12 protein-coding genes and 1 pseudogene are annotated in these 14,161 nt (G+C 65.3%); 6 read left to right on the top strand and 7 right to left on the bottom strand.

Annotated features, from left to right (window positions below; genetic code table 11):
- Window positions 1-6 precede the first annotated feature (6 nt).
- Together pncB and JKV55_RS04095 are read right to left on the bottom strand one after the other, a co-directional pair.
- A complete protein-coding gene (gene pncB / locus JKV55_RS04100) occupies window positions 7-1,200 on the bottom strand; it encodes a nicotinate phosphoribosyltransferase (protein ID WP_202082477.1) in 1,194 nt (397 codons plus the stop codon).
- Window positions 1,193-1,843, bottom strand: coding sequence for an isochorismatase family protein (locus tag JKV55_RS04095; protein ID WP_202082476.1), 651 nt, complete (start codon window positions 1,841-1,843; stop codon window positions 1,193-1,195). The genes pncB and JKV55_RS04095 overlap by 8 nt, the downstream gene beginning before the upstream one ends.
- A 143-nt stretch (window positions 1,844-1,986) precedes the next feature.
- On the opposite strand from JKV55_RS04095, the gene JKV55_RS04090 reads away from it, so the two are divergent.
- Window positions 1,987-2,328: a DUF2750 domain-containing protein gene (locus JKV55_RS04090; RefSeq protein ID WP_202082475.1), complete on the top strand. Its 342-nt coding sequence runs from the start codon at window positions 1,987-1,989 to the stop codon at window positions 2,326-2,328.
- A gap of 60 nt (window positions 2,329-2,388) precedes the next feature.
- Here the strand turns inward: JKV55_RS04090 and JKV55_RS04085 are convergent, their stop codons facing one another.
- The 5 genes from JKV55_RS04085 to JKV55_RS04065 all read right to left on the bottom strand — a co-directional run bounded on the left by JKV55_RS04085 (window position 2,389) and on the right by JKV55_RS04065 (window position 8,528).
- Entirely contained in the window at window positions 2,389-3,081 is a 693-nt protein-coding gene (locus JKV55_RS04085; protein WP_202082474.1) for a response regulator, read from the bottom strand.
- A complete protein-coding gene (locus tag JKV55_RS04080) occupies window positions 3,060-4,664 on the bottom strand; it encodes a sensor histidine kinase (protein ID WP_202082473.1) in 1,605 nt (534 codons plus the stop codon). The genes JKV55_RS04085 and JKV55_RS04080 overlap by 22 nt, the downstream gene beginning before the upstream one ends.
- Window positions 4,665-4,726: 62 nt before the next feature.
- Window positions 4,727-5,968: a 2-hydroxycarboxylate transporter family protein gene (locus JKV55_RS04075; protein ID WP_202082771.1), complete on the bottom strand. Its 1,242-nt coding sequence runs from the start codon at window positions 5,966-5,968 to the stop codon at window positions 4,727-4,729.
- Window positions 5,969-6,155: 187 nt separating this feature from the next.
- Window positions 6,156-7,739 (bottom strand): GGDEF domain-containing protein, encoded by a 1,584-nt coding sequence (locus tag JKV55_RS04070; protein ID WP_202082472.1) that lies wholly within the window; start codon window positions 7,737-7,739, stop codon window positions 6,156-6,158.
- A 27-nt stretch (window positions 7,740-7,766) separates the two neighbouring features.
- Entirely contained in the window at window positions 7,767-8,528 is a 762-nt protein-coding gene (locus JKV55_RS04065) for a transporter substrate-binding domain-containing protein (protein ID WP_202082471.1), read from the bottom strand.
- Window positions 8,529-9,314: 786 nt separating this feature from the next.
- Here JKV55_RS04065 and JKV55_RS04060 point away from each other — a divergent pair.
- From JKV55_RS04060 to JKV55_RS19895, 5 genes and pseudogenes are all read left to right on the top strand, one after another.
- Window positions 9,315-10,469: a methyl-accepting chemotaxis protein gene (locus JKV55_RS04060; protein ID WP_202082470.1), complete on the top strand. Its 1,155-nt coding sequence runs from the start codon at window positions 9,315-9,317 to the stop codon at window positions 10,467-10,469.
- 12 nt (window positions 10,470-10,481) lie between these two features.
- Window positions 10,482-10,850, top strand: a complete 369-nt coding sequence (locus tag JKV55_RS04055; RefSeq protein ID WP_094038244.1) for a response regulator — start codon at window positions 10,482-10,484, stop codon at window positions 10,848-10,850.
- 12 nt (window positions 10,851-10,862) lie between these two features.
- Complete coding sequence (locus tag JKV55_RS04050; protein ID WP_202082469.1) at window positions 10,863-11,189, top strand: STAS domain-containing protein; 327 nt, start codon at window positions 10,863-10,865, stop codon at window positions 11,187-11,189.
- A gap of 29 nt (window positions 11,190-11,218) precedes the next feature.
- Complete coding sequence (locus JKV55_RS04045; RefSeq protein WP_202082468.1) at window positions 11,219-13,378, top strand: chemotaxis protein CheA; 2,160 nt, start codon at window positions 11,219-11,221, stop codon at window positions 13,376-13,378.
- A 48-nt stretch (window positions 13,379-13,426) separates the two neighbouring features.
- Window positions 13,427-13,963: pseudogene (locus tag JKV55_RS19895) on the top strand (MCP four helix bundle domain-containing protein); the annotation flags it as partial.
- Between the last annotated feature and the right edge of the window lie 198 nt (window positions 13,964-14,161).

Below are 14,161 nucleotides of genomic sequence, written 5' to 3'. Positions count from 1 at the left end.
TTTACATCAACCGGCCACATCCGCCCCGGCCAGCCGCACCTGGAACACCTGGGCCAGGTAGGCCAGGTAGCCGGCGTCCTCGCACATGGCCTTGCCCGGGCTGTCGGACAGCTTGGCCACCGGCTGGCCGTTGCAGGCGGTCATCTTGATCACTATGTTGAGCGGCACCGGATCCGTCACGTCGTTGGTCAGGTGGGTGCCGATGCCGAAGGCCATGGCGCAGTCGTCCTGGAAGCGGTGGTGGATTTCCAGCGCCCGCGCCATGGTCAGGCTGTCGCTGTACACCAGGGTCTTGCCGCGCGGATCTATCTTCATACGGCGGTAGTGGGCCAGGGCTTTTTCGGTCCAGGCGATGGGATCGCCCGAGTCCTGGCGCAGGCCGTCGAACAGCTTGGCGAAGTAGAGATCGAAGTCGCGCAGAAAGGCGTCCATGCCCACCACGTCGGTCAGGGCATAGCCCAGCCGGCCGCGATATTCGTGCACCCAGGCTTCCAGCGCCGCCTTCTGGCTGTCGATAAGCCGCGGCCCCAGGGCCTGGAAGGCCTGCAGGAACTCATGGGCCATGGTGCCCACCGGCCTCAGCCCCAGGCGGCGGGCCAGATCCAGGTTGCTGGTGCCGGCAAACTGCACCGGCAATTGGCGGGCGAGGCCGGTCACCACCTCTTCCTGCCAGCGGCGGGAGAAGCGGCGGCGGGTGCCAAAGTCGGAGAAACGGAAGCTGGCGGGCGCCGCGGCCGCCAGGGTTATCTTGTGCCGCAGCCGCTCCCGGGCCTGGTGCCAGTCGGGGTTTGGGTAGTGCCGGCGGCAGTAGACTTCGCAGATGATGGCCAAGAGCGGCACCTCGAACAGTATGGTGTGCAGCCAGGGCCCCCTGATCCACAGCTCGAGCCGGCCCTGCTCGCAGCCGAGCTCGATAAAGCGCCGATCCAGCCGGAACAGGCGGAGGAAGTGGATAAAGTCGGGCTTGATGTAGTCGAGCCCGGCCAGATAGTCGAGCTCGTCCTCGCCGAGCCGGAGCCGGCACAGGTGATCGATCTCGGCGTCTATCTCGTCGAGGCAGCCGCTGAAGTCGATGCCCCGGGTGCGGCAGCGAAAGCGGTACTCCACCGGCGCCGCCGGGTGCTGGTGCAGTACCGCCTGCATCATGGTGTACTTGTACAGATCGGTGTCGAGCAGGGAGCGGATCACGGGCTCAGCCATCGGCCTGCTCCAACTGGCCGGCATCGTGCACGAAATGGGCGCCCAGCTGGATCATCTCGGCGATGGTGTGGCGGCTGCTTTCGTCGGCCACGCCACGGATGGCGGAGCGGTTGACCACCACGGTGAAACCGGCGGCCAGCAGCTGCAATACCGTTCTGTGCACGCAGTAGTCGGTGGCCAGGCCCCCCACCAGTACTGTGCTCACCTGGTTGCTGCGCAGGAACTCGATAAGGCCGGTGCTCTGGCGCTCGGCCAGGTCGTGGTAGCAGGCGCCGTAGGGGTGCATGTCCGGCTCCACCCCCTTCCACACGAAGAAATCGTAGTCGGCGGGGTGGGGCAGGCCGGCCAGCAGCTCGAAGCCCTTGGTGCCGGGCACCGCGTGGCGGGGCCAGCGGATGTCCATGTGGTCGGCACCTGCTATCGGGGTAAAGGGGGGATGCTGCTCGTTGGCGAGCCAGAGGGCATGGGGCGAGTGGGCGTCCTTGGTGCCGAGGCGGTAGCCGGCGAAGGTGGCCTGGCGATTCAGCTCGTCGGCAATCTCGTCACCGCCGGCCACCGGCAGCTCGTCCGGGCAGACCGGGGTAAAGGTGTACTGGGCGTCTACGTCCAGGCTGGCGACACTATGTTTGGCGGGTAATTTCATGGGCCACCTCCTAAGGTTAAGTATGGGCTCCTGGTTCTTGCGTTGCGTTGTATTAATATTGTTTTGATTGAGTCTAGGGGGGATTTGGTTCAGTATCGCCCCATTCGGGGGCTCTCCCCCATTATCAGCCAAAGGTGAACAAGATGAGCGACAGCCACCAGCAAAACTACCAGCGTTTTATCGATGAAGTGAAAGCCAACCGGGTGATGTGGGGGCTGCGCTTCGGTGATGAATGGGTGGTGTGCGATTCCTCCGAGTTTGAAGATACCGAGGTGATGCCGGTGTGGTCTACCGAGGCCGAAGCCAAGGTGCAGTGCGTGGACGAGTGGGCCGACTACGAGCCCTTCGAGATCACCCTGGCCGAGTTTCTGGAGATCTGGGTAGAAGACCTGTCCGAAGACGGCGTGCGCATCGGCCCCAACTGGGACGAGGAGCTGGACGGTATCGAGCTCGACGTGCTGGAGCTGGTCAAGGCCCTGGCCTGAGGGCCTTTATTCTCTTCCGTGAAAAGGGCCCTATTCGGGCCCTTTTCTTTTTCCTGCCGGTCATCCCTGGCCGGTCTTGTGGTAGATCCGCTCGGGCCGGCCCCGGCTGCCGTAGTGCAGGCTGATCTGCAGCCGTTCTTCCGATTCCAGGTATTCCAGGTAGCGGCGGGCCGTGGTGCGGCTCATGGCCAGCCGCTGGGCCACGGCGTCGGCGGAGAAACCCTGCTCCGGGGCCTGTTCGAACAACTGCAGCACCTGGCGCAGGGTGAGGGCGTCGATGCCCTTGGGGGTGTTGCGCTGGGCCTCGCCACCCGGGCGGCTTCTGCCCAGCATCTGGTCGAGGGTGCCCTGATCCAGGCTGGCCGGCTGGCGCAGCCGGGCGTGGAAGGCGCGCAGATCGGCCAGGCTCTGCTGGATGCGGGCCAGGCGCAGGGGTTTGATGATGTAGTCGAATACCCCGGTGTTGAGCGCCCGCTGCACCGTGGCCACGTCGTCGGCGGCGGTGATCATGATGATGCCGGCGTCCAGTCCGGCGCGGCGCTGCTCTTCGATCCAGTCCAGGCCGGAGCCGTCGGGCAGGGACAGGTCCACCAGCAGCAGCTCGGGGCTGCCCGCCGTCAGCATCAGCCGGGCTTCGGCCAGGGTGTCGGCCCGGCCCAGCACCCGGAAGCCGGGGGTGGCGCCGACCACCTCCTGCAGGATGCGGCCGACTCTGGGGTCGTCCTCGACGATCAGGGTGACGATGGGGTCCATGGGGTGTCGCTGAGTCCGCTCTTGTCGATATAGATACCGAACAGGGTAAAGCCTTCCGCCGTCCGGCGCCATTCCAGGGTGCCGCCCAGGCGGGCGACGGTTTCCTTCACCAGGTAGAGGCCTACCCCGTGATCGCCGCCCCGGCCGGTAACGCCGTAGTCGAACAACTGGTCGGCGATGGCGTCGTCCACCCCGGCGCCGCTGTCTTCCACCTCGATGATCAGGTGCTTGCCGAAGTCGCTCAGGGACAGCAGCACCCGGGGCGCGCGCTGGTCGCGGTTGGCCCAGGCGGCGCTCATGCCGTTGTCGAGCAGGTTGCCCACCAGGGTGATGAGGGCGGCGGACAGCCCGGCGCCGTATTCGGCCAGGCAGCTGTCCGGGTCCAGTTCGAATGCTACCCCCAGCTCCCGGGCCCGGCTGAACTTGCCGAGGACAAGGCCGGCCAGCGGCTTGTCGGCGATGGTGCGCAGCAGTTCCTGTAGCAGGTTCTGGTAGTCGTCCTTTTCCCGCTGGATCATCTCCACCGCCTCGCTCAGGTGGCCCAGTTGCAGCAGCCCGGACAGGCTGTTGAGCTTGTTGGCGTATTCGTGGGTCTGCATGCGCAGCAGTTCGGCGTACTGCTGCAGATGGGTCAGTTGATGGGAGAGATCCGAGGCCGCCTCCGGCCGGCTGAAACTCAGCAGCCGGCCGACCGTCTTGTGCTGGCGCCGTATGGGCAGCCACTGGCCCTGGTAGGCCTGCCCCTGCACCTGGAAACGCACCAGGCCATCGGCGGCGGCCTGCTCCAGGGACGGGGCCAGTTCGGGCCGCAACTCCGCCAGCGGGCGGCCCAGGGCCTGCTGCCGGTGCAGCAGCGGCAGGCGCAACTGGTAGAAGGCGGCGCTGTTGAGGCTGGTGATCCGTCCCTCCCTATCCAGGGCCACTATGCCTTCGGCGATGCTTTCCAGCACCAGCTCCTGCTGGGCGAAGCGGCGGGCGATGTATTCCGGCTCCAGATCGAGCAGGGTGCGGCGCAGCCGGCGCAACAGCAGGCCGCCGAGCAGGCCGCCGAGCAGCAGTATGGCGCCGATGGCGGCGGCCATCAGTCCTATCTGGGCCCGGTAGAGGCGGGTGATCTGGCCCTGGAGAAAGCCCACGGCCACGGCGCCGAGCGGGGGGCCGCCGGCCTCGCTAACGGGGGCGAAGCAACGGACGGAAGGGCCCAGGCTGCCCTGCCAGCGGGAGCAGTGCCGGCGGCCCTGGCTGAGGGTCGGCCAGAGATCCTCGCCCTGAAAGGGCTCGCCTATCTGGGCGGGCACCGGGTGGCTCAGCCGCCGGCCCTGGCGGTCGGTTACCACTATGTAGGCGGCGCCGGTCTGCTCCCGCAGCCGCTCCATCCGTTCGGCCAGCCCGGCCGGCTCGCCGCGCAGGGCCCGTGCCACCTCGGGATCCTCGGCCAGCACCAGGGCCAGGGCCTGGCCCTTGTCGGCCAGGCTGGACTCCACCTGCTGGCGCAGCAGGGCCGCCAGCAGGACGCCCAGGGCCAGCACCAGCAGCAGGGAAAACAGCAGGGCCAGGGCGACGAACTGGTGGCGCAGCTTCATGGCGGAGATGCCTCTGTCTCGGCTAAAGGCGACAGTGTAACGCTTCCATGGCCACGACGTCCTCAGGCCCAGAGGGAAATGATCAGGGTCGCCAGGATCAGCATAAAGGCGCCGCCCAGGCGGGACGAGATCTGGGCGAAGGGCATCAGCTCCATGCGGCGGGCGGCGGACAGCACCGCCACGTCGCCGGTGCCGCCCATGTTGGCCATGCACAGGCTGCCGGTGATCGCCGCCTCTATCGGGTAGAAGCCGACCAGGCGGCCCACCAGGGCGGCGCCGAGGGCGCTGCCGACCACGGTCACGGTCACCAGCAGCAGGTAACTGAAAGAGAGCGCGTCCAGCAGGGCGTTGATGTCGGTATAGGCGATGCCGATACCCACCAGCAACGGGCCGGTCAGGTTGGTGACCACGAACTGATACCAACTGGCGGCGGCCTCCTCATAGGCGCGCGGCAGCACGCCGGCGACCTTGATCAGGGCCACCGCCAGTATCATCAGCGCGAAGGGGTGCATGGGGATGACCAGGCTCAGCAGGGAGCCGAGCACGAACATGCTCAGGCTGATAAAGAGGCCGATGCCGAGGGTTTCCATGGCGGGGGCGGCGTTCTTGTCCGGCTGGGGGGCGTTGGCTTCATGCACCATCAGCCGGCCGTTGCCGGTGAGCGAGGGGTAGCGGTTGCCCAGGCGGTGCAGCAGGCCGCCGAGCACTATGGCCAGGGTGTTGGCGATGACCACCGCCGGCACCATGCGCGACAGCAGTTCGGTGCTGCTCATCTGCATGGGGGCGGACAGGATCTCCACCAGGGGCACGGCGCCGGCGCCCATGCCGCCGCCCATGATCGGCAGGCCGATCAGCAACACCGCGCTCTTGAAACCGTCGCCGAGCAGCATGCCCACCAGGCCGACGGCGACGAAGGCGGTGATCACGCCCCCCAGTATCACCGGCAGGTAGCGCATGGCGGCGTTTTTCAGCAGGGCCCGGCTCATGCCGAACACCGAGCCGGTGACCAGGCTGGCGATAAAGAAGTTGAGAAAGCCGCCTTCCTGCATAAAGTCGCTGATGACCAGGCCGGCCTGCTCCGGCAGCAACTGGTACTGGAACAGGGCGGCGGAGCCGAAGATGGTGATGATGGTGCCGCCGCCCAGGTATTCGCGCACCGGGTGGATGCGTTCGCCGACTTCGTTGAGCAGCACGGCCAGCACATACATCAGGGCCAGGGCGCCGACCATGCCGAGCGGCAGGCTGCCGTGCCAGCCAGAGAACAGCACGAAGCAGGCCAGGGCGAGGAAGAGCACGGCCGGCATGCCGCCGAGTTGCGGCCAGGCCTGCCAGGCAGGAGTTGCGGTGTTGAGTTTCTTCACTGAAGTCGTCTCCGGTTACAGATTGCGACCGTGCAATCGAGGCCGGCGACTGTACCCAAAATCCCTTGTTAACGCCTTGGCAACACCCGCAAGGTGAAATAAAAACATTTAGAACTTAAAGAACACGGGGTCAGCCCAGGGCGGATCTCGGCTCTTCGAAGCGGGGGAGTTCCCGCTCGCCGATCACCACCCGGTTGCGGCCGTCCTGTTTGGCCTGGTACAGGGCCTTGTCGGCCAGCATCAGCAATTCGGTTTCCTGCCCGAGTTCGGCGGCGGGCAGCAGGGCGGCGCCGATGCTGACGGTAAAGCGCATGGGCGGACCCGGCTCGGCCTGGGGCAGGAGCAGCCTGGCCACCTCCTGCCGGATGTGTTCGCACAGCCGGGTCAGTTGCTGCCGGTTGAGATCGGTGAGGATCAGCGCGAATTCCTCGCCGCCGTAGCGGGCGGCCAGTTCACCGCTGCGCTGGCCGTAGCCTTTCAGGATACGGGCCAGGGCCTTCAGGCACTCGTCGCCGTGCAGGTGGCCGAAGCCGTCGTTGAGCTGCTTGAAATGGTCGATGTCCAGCATCAGCAGGGCCAGGGTGCCGTTGTGCCGGCGGACCCGGTTGAGCGCTTCCCGCAGGGCCTGATCGAAGTGGCGGCGGTTGGCCAGGCCGGTCAGGCCGTCCTGCTGCGACAACTGGTGCAGTTCGTCGTTGGCCTGCCACAGCTTTCGGGTCATGGCGGAATAGTCTTCCACCGCCCGGCAAATGGTGGCCAGTTCACTGAACAGCACGGGCGGCAGGCGGACGTGATCATCCTGATCCTGTTCGATGGCGCGCAGGGCTTGCACCGAGGCCTGCAACGGCTTCAGGATAAAATGCTGCAAAGCGCCGAACAGCATCAGTGAGATCAGGGTGACGACGCCGATCAGCAGATAGGTATAGCGGGTCACGGCCTGGGCGTCCCGGCTGATATCGCCGGCCAGCTGCTGGATCCTGAGGGCCGCATCCGTGGTCAGGTAATTGGCTATCTGCTGCAGTTGCTGCTGCCCCGTGGCCAACTGTTCATCCGCCCGTTCGTTGAGCGCAGACACCTCCTGCAGCCGAAGGGAGAGCTTATCGAGCCATTGCCAATGTTGGGCGCTACCCTCGGTGTCCGGCAGTTGCTGCCTCAGCTTATCCAGGGCAACTTCCAGCCGCGGCCAGCGAATGTCCGTCAGCGAACCCGAGGCCAGCTCGGTATTGAAAGAGTGCAGCGCCTGCGCCAGCCGGGCGGAGGAGGCGCTCTGCTCCGGTGCTTCCGATACGGCAAGCCGATGGAGCAGCCCGTGGACCTGCCCCATGTGCTCCCGCTGCTGGTTCCGGATATTGATAAGCTGCTTTATGTTGTCCAGGGCGTCGGCGGTGGCGGCAGACAGGGACGATTGATCTTCCAGCATAAAACTCTGGATCAGCACCTGGGCCTGCAGCCGGGCCCGGCGTTCCATATTGCTGTTCTGGGCCCAGTAGACGGTGTTGAGGTAACTGCTGATCTTCTCGATTTTCAGGGCATGCCGCTGGTTGTTGAGGATCTCCGGCATATGCTGCTCACGGGTTTGGCCCGAGCCGTGACTGATGCCGGACAGCAGCGGCACCACCAGCCAGGTGATCACGGCCATAAACAGCAACAGGGCGCAGACCACCAGGGAAAGGGTGGTGGACAGGCTGGGGTGGAATCCTTGGGATCTCGACATCACCGCTCGGCTGCCTCCTTGTGTGCCTCAATATACGCTGAACGGAATATATCGGCGGTTGATATGGTCATAGCTGCCGTTGAGGCGGATGGTGGTAATGGCCTGGTTGATCCGCTCGAGCAGTTCCTGCCTGCCCTTGGCCACCGCGATGCGCGCTTCCGCCTGCAATATCCCGTCGGCCAGGGGTTCGCCCACATAGTCGAAGGGCGAGCCTGCCGGGCTTTGCAGGAAGTTCAGCAGGTTGATGCTGTCGGACAGCACCAGATCCACCTTGCCCTCTACCAGCCTGGCCAGGGCTTCCTCCTGGTTGGGAGCCAGCATGATATGGCTGTTGCGATAACGACGTTGCAAAAAATCGGCCTGGATGGTGCCGACGCCGGTAGCGATGCGCTGGTTGTTCAGGGTGTCCGGTGCGGCGTCGTCGTAGGTATTGGCCAGACCGACAAACATCGAATGGGTGCGGTAGTAATAGTCGGAGAAATCGGCCCGTTCCGCACGGGCGGGCGTTTTGGCCATGCTCGCCACCACCAGGTCAAACCGGCCCTGCTCCAGGCCGTCGAGCAGCCGATCCCACTCCTCGGCGACCAGTTCGCATTCGGCCGCCATGGCCTGGCACAGGGCCAGGGCGATGTCCACGTCGAAGCCCGTGAGCCGGCCCTGCTCGTCATGGTAGTTGAAGGGGGGGTAGGCGCCTTCGGTGGCCACCACCAGGCGGTCGGCCAGGACGGGGAAAGCCACGGCAAGGGCAAGCCAGCACCACGCCAGCAGGGGTAAAGCGAGCTTCCTCATAACGGGCATCCATGCGAGTCTGGAAGAGGCCTATATTGCCATCAAATCACGGCCCCGAACACCACTAGCTGCATGCCGGCCGGCCGAGCCCGAGAGGACCGGCGCTTCTGCGTGCGGTATTCGCTCCGTATAGCGGTATTTGGCGCAGTTATTTGGCTTATTACCGGCGTAATTATGGTTCCGGAACAAAGGCACCGGAATAATGAGGTTATTCAGGTAAATTTCAAACAAGACCGCCATGGATTATCCCTTATTGGATATTTCCGGGAATATTTTCTACTTTTATCCATTCGACGGCGGGAAAGTGGCAGTCGATGTTTTTTTGGCCGTCTTTCCATCCTTCCTGCCGATATCGACAAAAATTACGGATCCGGGCCGGAATGAAATAGTTATTCCGTGCTGTCCGGCATCAAGCCTGGTGCCCTGCAAAAAAAATATTAATTTTTCATGTGAAGACTGACACTTATCTTTTTTTTGTGCTAATTGTTAATACGCACTTTGATTGGTCGTTGCCACCGTCTCTGACGGCCTGACTTAAAAATAAAAAATATTTCAAGGATGATTTTAGGGAGTACCTCACTGCCACACCTATTTCTTTAATATTTATCCGGCACGCTATTGCCATCGCCAATTCCATGGCCTTGGCACGGGTTTTCCGTAGCTGATGGCGGATGCCCCGGCTTAATTAATACGCCACCGTTTTTGTTTTTACCGGCTTTATCGCCGGCCGGCCCTTGCGCGCCTTATTGGCGGCGGGCGAGGGGAAAGCATGTCCAGGAGGCATAGATGAAAAACACTGAAGACATAGCGCAGGGGGAGCCGCGCCTGATCGGCCTGGCACCCGTCCTGGTGGCGGTGACGGCCAGCGTGCCGTTGCTGTGGCTCACCGACTTTTCCACCCCCGCCCTGCTGGTGTCCGTGCTCCTGTGTCTGGCATCGGCCGGCCTGGGCCACTATTGCATGCTCAGCCTGGCCAGGCGGGCCGCCGCCCGGGCCGAGGCGGTGGCGCCTCCTCCTCCCCAGGAGCCGGCCGATGGCCCGGCCCTGGCCCAGGCGGTGCTGCCCATACTGGGGCGCCATATCGAGACCGCCCGCGGCCAGACCGAAGAGGCCATCGCCGAACTGACCGGCCAGTTTTCTTCCTTGGTCCAGCGGCTCACCCTGTTGGTGGGCACCTCCGGCGACTCCATCACCCGGGGCGAAGAAGACATGAAGGCGGTAACCCATTCCAGCGAGCAGGCCCTGGCGGAGATAGTGGCTTCCCTGCGCGGCGCCCAGCAGCGGCACAGGGCCATGCTCGACGAGGTGCGGGTGCTGACCGGTTACACCGAGGAACTGCAGCGAATGGCGACCGAGGTGGACGCCATCGCCGGCCAGACCAACCTGCTGGCGCTGAACGCCGCCATAGAAGCGGCCCGGGCGGGGGATGCCGGCCGGGGCTTCGCGGTGGTGGCCGACGAGGTGCGCAGCCTGTCCATCCGTTCCAGCGCCACCAGCAAGAGCATGGCCGACAAGGTCAACGTCATCAACCAGGCCATCCTCGACACCTTCAGCGACAGCGAACAGGCCGGCGTCGCGGACGACAGGGAGCTGGAGCAGGCGGAGACCGCCCTGCGCAGGCTGCTGACCCAGTTCGACGGCACCGCCGAGGGCCTGACCCGGGCGGTTGACAGCACCCGCAGCGAGGGGGAAGGGGTAAGGAACGAGATCGAGCAGATGCTGGTGTCGCTGCAGTTCCAGGACAGAACCAGCCAGATACTGCGCCAGGTGTGCGACAACCTGGAGGAATTCGGGCGGACCCTGATGCAGGCGGGGGAGCCCATCGACGTGGATGCCTGGCTGGCGCGCATGACCCGGAGCTACGCCACGCTGGAGCAGCACCTCAACCATCAGGGCCAGGCCGCCGGGCGCCAGGGTCAGTCGGATATTACCTTCTTCTAGGGGAGTACACTCATGGCCAAGACCATCATGATCGTCGACGACTCCGCCTCCTTGCGGCAGGTGGTCAGCATCGCCCTCAAGGGGGCCGGTTACGACACCATCGAAGCCTGTGACGGCCGGGACGCCCTGTCCAAGCTTAACGGCGGCAAGGTGCACCTCATCATCAGCGACGTCAACATGCCCAATATGGACGGCATCAGCTTCCTGAAGGAAGTCAAGCGCCACCCCGGCTACAAGTTCACCCCGGTGATCATGCTCACCACCGAGTCCCAGGCGGAGAAAAAGGCCGAGGGGCAGGCGGCGGGGGCCAAGGCCTGGGTGGTCAAGCCGTTCCAGCCCCAGCAGATGCTGGCGGCGGTGTCCAAGCTGATCATGCCCTAAGGAGGAGAGCAGATGCAGTTAATGGCCGAAACCCGGGAACAGGGAGTGCTGTTACGGCTGGAGGGGGAGCTGACCATCTACACCGCCGCCGCCCTCAAGTCGCAGCTGGCGCCCTATTTGGCCGGCCCGCAACGAGTGGAGATGGACCTGGCGGGAGTCAGCGAACTGGACAGTGCCGGCTTGCAACTGCTGCTGCTGGCCAAACGGGAGCTCGACCGCCAGGGCGGCGCCCTGGCCCTGCTCTGGCACAGCCAGGCGGTACTGGAGGTGCTGGAGCTGTGCCGGCTGAACACCCACTTCGGCGATCCCCAGTGGCTGCCGGCGGGTCCGGCCGCCTGAGACCTTATGGCAAGGAAAAGGAATACCAGATGAGCATTAACCTTGATCAGGTGCTGCACACCTTTATCGACGAGGCCAGGGAGCTGCTGCAAGAGATGGAGAGCGGCCTGCTGGGGCTGGAACAGGAGGCCGGGGCCGAGGTGCTGGACGCCATCTTCCGCGCCGCCCACACCATCAAGGGCTCGGCCGGCCTGTTCGGTCTCGACCCCATCGTCGACTTTACCCACGTGGTGGAGGATGTGCTGGACCGGCTGCGGGAGGGCAAGCTGGCCGGCAACGCCGAGCTGGTGACGCTGTTGCTGGCCGGGCGGGATCATATCGAGCAACTGGTGGACGGGGTGGCGCGGGGCGAACCGGCGGACGCCGACACCCTGGAACGGGGCCAGGCCCTGTTGGCACGGTTGCAGGCCTTTCGCGGCGGCGCTCCGGCGCCGGTGGCGGCGGACGGGCCGGTTTCCCGCCAGCCCCCTGAGGAAGGGAGCGAGGCGGCGGTGAACCTCTGGCACCTGTCCCTGCGCTTCGGCCCCGAGGTGCTGCGCAACGGCATGGATCCCCTGTCTTTCCTGCGTTACCTGGGCACCATGGGGCGCATCCTCTCGTTGACCACCCTGACCGACATCATGCCGGCGGCGGCGGAGATGGATCCGGAGTCCTGTTACCTGGGGTTCGAGCTCGACTTCCAGTCGGAGGCGGACAAGGCGGCCATCGCCGAGGTGTTCGACTTCGTCCGCGACGACTGCGAGCTGCAGATACTGCCGCACCACGGCAAGGTGTCCGAATATATCGCGCTGATCCGGTCGCTGCCGGAGGACGACGCCCTGCTGGGGGAGATACTGGTGGCGAGCGGAGCCCTGACCCGGCAGGAGCTGGAGCAGGGGCTGGCGGAGCAGGCCGCCACCGAGGCGGCGCCGGCCCCCCGGCTGGGGGAAGTGCTGGTGGGGCAGCAGGCGGTGGCGCCGGTGCTGGTGCAGGCCGCCCTGGAGAAGCAGAGCCAGGTCCGGGAGCAGAAGAAAAAGGAAAGCCGCTACATCCGAGTCCAGGCCGACAAGCTGGACGAACTGATCAACCTGGTGGGCGAGCTGGTGATCGCCGGCGCCGGGGTCAAGCTGCTGGCCCAGCGCGCCCAGAACACCGCCCTGCAGGAGGCGACCTCGCTGGTGTCCGAACTGATGGAGGAGATCCGCGACGGTGCCCTGCGCCTGCGCATGGTGCCGATCGGCGATACCTTCAACCGTTTCCAGCGGGTGGTGCACGATGTCAGCCAGGAGCTGGGTAAGGACATCACCCTGCACATCAGCGGCGCCGACACCGAGCTGGACAAGACGGTGATCGAGAAGATAGGCGATCCCCTGATGCACCTGCTGCGCAACGCCATGGACCATGGCATAGAAATGCCGGCGGCGCGGCAGGCGGCGGGCAAGCCGGCCACCGGCAACCTCCGGCTCAATGCCTTCCACGACGCCGGCAGCATCGTCATCGAGATCGCCGACGACGGGGCCGGCCTCGACCGGGAGCGCATCCTGCAGAAAGCCATGGAGCGGGAACTGGTCCCGCCGGGGACCAGCCTGAGCGAGCAGGACATCTACCAGCTTATCTTCGAGCCCGGCTTTTCCACCGCCGACACGGTGACCAACCTGTCGGGCCGGGGCGTGGGCATGGACGTGGTCCGCCGCAACATACTGGCGTTGCGGGGGCGCATCGATCTGGACAGCCGGCCCGGCCAGGGCACCCGTATCCGTATCCGCCTGCCGCTGACCCTGGCCATCATCGACGGCTTCCTGGTGGGGGTGGGCGGCGAGCGCTACGTGGTGCCGCTGGACACGGTGCAGGAGTGCCTCGAGCTGACCGAGGCGGATCGCCGGCTGGCCCGGAAACACAGCTACCTCAACCTGCGCGGCGAGGTGTTGCCGCTGATCAAGCTCGGGGATCACTTCGGCCTGGCGGCGGCGAACGGCCGGCGCGAGAACGTGGTGGTGGTGCAGTGCGCCGGGCAGAAGGCGGGGCTGGTGGTGGACGAACTGCTGGGGGAGCACCAGACGGTGATCAAGCCCCTGGGCAAGCTGTTCAGCGCCCTGCGGGGCATCGGCGGCTCGACCATACTGGGCGACGGCTCAGTGGCCCTGATCCTGGACGTATCGACCTTTGTGCAAGCCATGATTTCCCGGGAGGGGCGGGCCCTGTCCGCCTAAACGCCGGCGCGGAATAAATCCGTCAGTAACCACCTTAAGGAGAGCACCATGTTTAAAGGAATGAGAGTCGCCACCAAGCTGGCCCTGGGGTTCGGCCTGGTCGTCGCCATGCTGTTGCTGGTGTCCCTGGTCGGCATCAGCCGGATGCAGCAGCTCAACCAGGCCCAGCAGCTGATCGTCGATGATCTCTGGCCCAAGACCAAGCGGGCCAATGACGTGATCGACGATTCCAACGGCATCGCCATCGCCTTGCGCAACATGATGCTGACCCAGGACCCGCGGGATCGGCAGCAGCAACAGGCGTTGATCCTGGATCTCCGGCGGGAGATCGCCGCCGAGCTCGAGTGGCTGCAGCAGCGAGTCCATTCCGAGCGGGGAGTGGCGCTGCTGCGCCAGATCAACGAACAGCGGCAGCACTATATCGCCGGCCAGGAACGCCTGCTGGCCCTGATCGCACAGGACAACCCGGATGCGGCCCAGCGCTACCTGCAGAACGAACTGCGCCCCGTGCTCCGTACCTACCAGGACAGCGTGGTCGCCCTGATCGACTACCAGGGCGATCTGCTCGAGGCCTCCGGCCGCGAAGCCCACCAGACCTACGAGCAGGCCCGGCTGCTGATGCTGCTGTCCGCGGGCGCCGCGCTGCTGGTCGCGCTGCTGGCCGGCTGGCTGATCACCCGCAACCTGCTGCGCCAGCTGGGCGGCGAGCCGGATTATGCCGCCGCCGTCGCCGGCCGGGTCGCCCAGGGGGATCTGTCGGTAGACATCGCCCTGCGCCGGGGC

This window comes from Zobellella iuensis, assembly GCF_016746085.1.
GTDB lineage: Bacteria > Pseudomonadota > Gammaproteobacteria > Enterobacterales > Aeromonadaceae > Oceanimonas > Oceanimonas iuensis.
The sequence above is the reverse complement of the archived record's forward strand: the minus strand, read 5'-3'. Positions and strand labels throughout refer to the sequence as shown.

Excerpts from the sequence above, each read along its gene's own strand:
- JKV55_RS04050 (WP_202082469.1), top strand. The coding sequence starts at position 10,863 with ATGCAGTTAATGGCCGAAACCCGGGAACAGGGAGTGCTGTTACGGCTG.
- JKV55_RS04095 (WP_202082476.1), bottom strand. The coding sequence starts at position 1,843 with ATGAAATTACCCGCCAAACATAGTGTCGCCAGCCTGGACGTAGACGCC.
- JKV55_RS04085 (WP_202082474.1), bottom strand. The coding sequence starts at position 3,081 with ATGGACCCCATCGTCACCCTGATCGTCGAGGACGACCCCAGAGTCGGC.
- JKV55_RS04090 (WP_202082475.1), top strand. The coding sequence starts at position 1,987 with ATGAGCGACAGCCACCAGCAAAACTACCAGCGTTTTATCGATGAAGTG.
- JKV55_RS04045 (WP_202082468.1), top strand. The coding sequence starts at position 11,219 with ATGAGCATTAACCTTGATCAGGTGCTGCACACCTTTATCGACGAGGCC.
- JKV55_RS04055 (WP_094038244.1), top strand. The coding sequence starts at position 10,482 with ATGGCCAAGACCATCATGATCGTCGACGACTCCGCCTCCTTGCGGCAG.
- JKV55_RS04075 (WP_202082771.1), bottom strand. The coding sequence starts at position 5,968 with ATGCCGGCCGTGCTCTTCCTCGCCCTGGCCTGCTTCGTGCTGTTCTCT.
- JKV55_RS04070 (WP_202082472.1), bottom strand. The coding sequence starts at position 7,739 with ATGTCGAGATCCCAAGGATTCCACCCCAGCCTGTCCACCACCCTTTCC.
- JKV55_RS04080 (WP_202082473.1), bottom strand. The coding sequence starts at position 4,664 with ATGAAGCTGCGCCACCAGTTCGTCGCCCTGGCCCTGCTGTTTTCCCTG.
- pncB (WP_202082477.1), bottom strand. The coding sequence starts at position 1,200 with ATGGCTGAGCCCGTGATCCGCTCCCTGCTCGACACCGATCTGTACAAG.
- JKV55_RS04065 (WP_202082471.1), bottom strand. The coding sequence starts at position 8,528 with ATGAGGAAGCTCGCTTTACCCCTGCTGGCGTGGTGCTGGCTTGCCCTT.
- JKV55_RS04060 (WP_202082470.1), top strand. The coding sequence starts at position 9,315 with ATGAAAAACACTGAAGACATAGCGCAGGGGGAGCCGCGCCTGATCGGC.